Origin of the sequence: uncultured Gimesia sp. (assembly GCF_937919775.1) — a bacterium.
Lineage (GTDB): Bacteria > Planctomycetota > Planctomycetia > Planctomycetales > Planctomycetaceae > Gimesia.
Map to the genome: position 1 here is coordinate 1 of NZ_CALFPF010000419.1, position 3865 is coordinate 3865.

Annotated in this window: 2 protein-coding genes, 1 tRNA gene and 1 pseudogene; 3 read left to right on the forward strand and 1 reads right to left on the reverse strand. The window is 51.6% G+C overall.

Translation table 11 applies throughout. From position 1 onward, the window contains the following. From Q0294_RS11460 to Q0294_RS11470, 3 genes and pseudogenes are all read left to right on the forward strand, one after another. A pseudogene (locus Q0294_RS11460) lies at positions 1-192 on the forward strand (2-phosphosulfolactate phosphatase); the annotation flags it as partial. A gap of 89 nt (positions 193-281) precedes the next feature. Next, on the forward strand, positions 282-1937 hold the full coding sequence (locus Q0294_RS11465) for a glycine--tRNA ligase (protein ID WP_299465030.1): 1656 nt from the start codon (positions 282-284) through the stop codon (positions 1935-1937). Positions 1938-1991: 54 nt separating this feature from the next. Further along, complete coding sequence (locus Q0294_RS11470) at positions 1992-3530, forward strand: FAD-dependent oxidoreductase (RefSeq protein WP_299465032.1); 1539 nt, start codon at positions 1992-1994, stop codon at positions 3528-3530. A 60-nt stretch (positions 3531-3590) separates the two neighbouring features. Here Q0294_RS11470 and Q0294_RS11475 read toward each other — a convergent pair. Beyond that, a tRNA-Gly gene (locus tag Q0294_RS11475) sits at positions 3591-3661 on the reverse strand. Positions 3662-3865 lie beyond the last annotated feature (204 nt).

The window sequence follows — 3865 nt, forward strand, 5'->3', positions numbered from 1 at the left end:
GATCATTACCGATCTCAGATTCAAAATGAAGATGGTGTGTTGCTGGCAATCCGGGCCAGCCTTGGCGGGCGTAATCTGATTCGACGTGGTTTTGAAGACGATATTCGATTATGTTCTCAGCGAGGTCTGGTTTCCGTGGTACCTGAATATCATCACCAATCGGGGACCATTACGTTAGCATCAGATGCATGATTGTGAATTTTATCCCAGGTGAAATCAATTCCTGTTTTTAGAGTGTCTTTGAAAGACGAGATTGAAAGACCAGTTCAATGAAAAAAGAGATGGAGAAAATTGTTGCGTTGTGCAAACGACGCGGGTTCATATTTCAGTCTTCGGAAATCTATGGCGGGCTGCAGGGGTTCTGGGATTATGGTCCGTTAGGGGTCGAACTCAAGCGTAATGTCAGAGAGGCCTGGTGGTCTGACATGATTACGACACACAATGAACTGGTCGCGCCGGAGGGGGCTCCCAAGCCCTTTTCCATGACCGGCGTGGAAACGACCATCATCATGCATCCCAGTGTCTGGAAATGCTCCGGGCATTATGACCTGTTTCATGATTTTATGGTCGACTCCAAAGAGTCCAAGGCCCGCTATCGCGTTGATCATGTTTCCGTTGCTGTGGCTTACGCATCGGACAGCGCACCGGTTGCCTGTGAGACCTATATGGCGGATATCGGCGAAGAAGGACTTTCCAAAACGAAACGCAAACGTCTGGAAAAAGCGCTGGCAGAATATGAGAAAGAGCAAGGGCTCACGCCCAGCGAAACGCCTCAGATTTCCGTCTGTAATCTGATGGAATACGCCAAAATGATGTCGGAAGCGAATATTCCCGCCACGGGTAAGCTGGAAGCCCGTTGCCCGGAAACGGGCGGGGAGCTGACGGCACCGCGTGAATTCAATCTGATGTTTAAAACGATCATCGGTGCATTAGCGGGCGAGGAAGGCACGGCGTTTCTGCGTCCGGAAACCGCGCAGGGGATGTTCGTGAACTTCAAGAACGTGGTTGACAGCGGACGCGTGAAAATTCCGTTTGGGATTGCCCAGATCGGAAAAAGTTTCCGCAACGAAATCACGCCGCGCAACTATATCTTCCGTTCGCGTGAATTTGAGCAGATGGAAATGGAATTTTTCTGTCATCCCGATGAATCGTTTGAATGGTACAAATACTGGCGCGACCGCCGTTACAACTGGTATATCAAACTGGGGATTGCGACAGAAAATCTGATTCTGCGCGATCATACACAGGAAGAACTGGCCCACTATTCTGTCGGGACAGCCGACCTCGAGTATGCGTTTCCCTTTATGGAAGAAAATGAATATGGGGAACTCGAAGGGGTTGCCCATCGTGGTGATTTTGATTTGCGTTCTCACATGGAAGGCAAGCTGGTTCGTGAAGGTGATCAACTGGTGGTCGAAAAGAACGAACAGGGGCAACCTAAATATAAAGGGAGTGGGAAAGATCTGACCTATTTTGATGATCAGACACGCGAGCGGTTTATTCCGCATGTGATTGAACCGGCTGCGGGTGCCGACCGGGCAACTCTCGCGTTTCTCTGTGAAGCGTATTACGAAGACGAGCAACCGGATGAAAAAGGGGAAATGCAGACGCGAACCGTGATGCGGTTTCATCCCAGGCTGGCTCCCGTAAAAGTGGCGGTTTTCCCTTTGATCAAAAAAGCGGGGATGCCGGAAGTCGCTTCGTCGATCTATCAGCGTTTGAAATCAGCGGGAATTCAGGCTGTTTATGATCAGCAGGGAGCAATTGGCCGCCGTTATCGACGTCAGGACGAAATTGGAACTCCTTTCTGCTTGACAGTGGATGGTGAGACAGAACAGGATAAGTGTGTGACTTTACGTGATCGTGATACGCTGGAACAGGTACGTATTCCGATCGACGATGTTGTTACCGAGATTCAAAAACGAATTTATGGTTGAGTGAATCCGGAGTCTTTCGAGAATCCGCAACAATAAAATCGAGAGGAGCCCGACATGGCCAACGAGAATATGGACCGTAGAGATTTCGCGAAATACCTCGCCGGCAGTACGGCAGCATTTGTAGCCGGGACCACTGCTGCTTCTGCGAAAGAACCTGTGGCGGATGGTATTACGCGGCCATCCAATACTTTGATTCTTGACGGGGGCGGGCAGTCCGTCTGGAACTCAACGGCACAACATGTACGAACCAGCGGCTGGGTTTCACCCGATGGCAAGGTTTTTCATGAAGCGGCTCGGAACATTCCGATTGTCGAAGAAGATGAAGTGATCGTCTGTGGTGGTGGGCCAGCCGGAGTGGCGGCGGCGCTGGCTGCGGCCCGGAGTGGCGCCAAAACCAGATTGCTCGAAGTGAATGGTTGTGTGGGCGGTGTCTGGACTGCGGGCGCGTTGACTTTGATTATCGACGCGCAGAATAAACCGGGCATCATGCGCGAAATTCTGCAAAAGCTCGAAGACCGGGATGCCAGCAACACATTATCAAACGGGTCCGTCGCCTACGATACCGAGAAAACCAAACTGCTGCTGGAAGATCTCTTGCTCGAAGCGGGCGTCAAAATTCAGTTGCACACCAGAGTCGTAGGTGCCGTGAACGATATCAATAATCGCTTGTCGGTGATCGTGACCGAATCCAAATCGGGTCGGCAGGCCTGGCGGGCCAAGTCTTTTATTGACTGCTCCGGCGATGGTGATCTGGCGGCGCAGGCGGGATGCGGATATGAATTCGGTCAGCCGGGAACGGGGCTCACTCAGCCGATGAGCCTGATGGTATTACTCACAGGTGTTACCACGGACGGAATTGCCCAGTTCATCCGGGGAGATGCAGAGCCTCGCAAGCTGGGGAATCCGAAGCAGAACCTGTTAGCGGAATTTCAGCGTGCGGGCATCGATCCCTCCTATGGAGGTCCGACAATTTTCCGGGTGCGGGATGGACTTTATGCGATGATGGCCAATCATGAGTATGGGACTCTCTCGATTGATGCGGCGCATGTCACCGATGCGACATTACAGGCGCGACGCGAAGTTCACAAACTGGTCAACAGCCTGAAAAAACTGGGTGGTCCCTGGACAAATCTGGAAATCGTGGCGACCGCCGAACACATCGGTACGCGGGAGGGGCGACGGATTCTCGGACGGTATCATGTCACCGGCGAAGATTTAAAGAACGGTACTCGTTTTGACGATGCCATCTGCCATGTCCGTTTTGGGATTGATGTGCATTCCACGAATCCTGGCAAGACGAAGGCGATTGAATCGAAACCGTTTAAATCCCAGCCTTATGATATTCCGCTGCGGGCTTTGATTGCCCGTGATGTGACCGGGTTGATGATGGCCGGGCGTTGTATCAGCGGCGATTTTATCGCCCACAGCAGTTACCGTGTTACCGGGAATGCAGTCGCGATGGGAGAGGCAGCGGGAGTCACATCAGCGATAGCGGCGACCACCGGAAAACTGCCGCACGAAGTCCCCTTCTCTGAAGTTTCCAAACAACTGGAACAGATTCGGTCTGTCAGTACTCAGCAGGTTAAAAGCTAGTACACTGAGATTGAATACAAGGCCGTCGGCAAGATTTCATGGCGGGATTGATCAAGATAGAGCGGCTGAAGGGAATCGAACCCTCGTCTCCAGCTTGGGAAGCTGGGGTAATGCCATTATACGACAGCCGCTGATTTCTTTATAAGACAGACTAAGCTTGCGGCAGGTTCAGGTCAAGTAATTTCACTGCTGACTTAAAGCGGCGCATCAAAGATTTTATCCAGCGACTTCGGACGATCGCTAAAATCGATTTCGACGGCACTGTTCATGCCCTGCAGAATCATCTTGTTGAAACGGGGATCAATGTGCATTTGCAGGATCGTGTCTTTAAGGAT

What these genes read in the sequence shown, in the direction of transcription:
- Q0294_RS11465 (WP_299465030.1), top strand. Translation starts at nt 282, where the DNA reads ATGGAGAAAATTGTTGCGTTGTGCAAACGACGCGGGTTCATATTTCAG.
- Q0294_RS11470 (WP_299465032.1), top strand. Translation starts at nt 1,992, where the DNA reads ATGGCCAACGAGAATATGGACCGTAGAGATTTCGCGAAATACCTCGCC.